General features: G+C 68.5%; 1 protein-coding gene. It reads right to left on the bottom strand.

Annotation, left to right across the window (positions count from 1 at the left end; genetic code table 11):
- Positions 1–517, bottom strand: a 517-nt coding sequence (locus H1D24_RS41625) for an acyl-CoA dehydrogenase family protein (protein WP_181662970.1), incomplete at both ends; no start/stop codon positions are given.

Genomic DNA, 517 nt, shown 5'->3' with positions numbered 1-517 from the left:
GTCACGGCCATCACCGTGTAGTACTCCGACACACCCGCGTTGGTGATCCACCGCTTCACACCGTTGAGGACGTAGGTGTCGCCGTCCCGGACCGCCTTGGTCTTCATCCCCGCCGCGTCCGAACCCGCGTCCGGCTCCGACAGGCAGTACGAGAACATCGCGTCACCCTTGGCCAGCGGGCCCAGGTACTTCTTCTTCAGCTCCTCCGAGCCGGACAGGATCACCGGCAGCGAGCCCAGCTTGTTCACCGCCGGGATCAGCGACGAGGACGCGCACACCCGCGCGACCTCCTCGATCACGATCACCGTGGCCAGCGCGTCCGCACCCGCACCCCCGTACTCCTCCGGCACGTGCACCGCCGCCAGCTCCGACGCCACCAGCGCGTCCAGCGCCTCCTGCGGGAACCGCGCCTCCTCGTCCACCGCCGCCGCATACGGGGCGATCTTCGCCTCGGCGAGCGAACGCACCGTCTCCCGGAGCATGTCGTGCTCTTCCGACGGCCGGTACAGATCGAAAT

It is taken from the genome of Streptomyces himalayensis subsp. himalayensis (genome assembly GCF_013778455.1).
Classification (GTDB): domain Bacteria; phylum Actinomycetota; class Actinomycetes; order Streptomycetales; family Streptomycetaceae; genus Streptomyces; species Streptomyces himalayensis.
The sequence above is the reverse complement of the archived record's forward strand: the minus strand, read 5'-3'. Positions and strand labels throughout refer to the sequence as shown.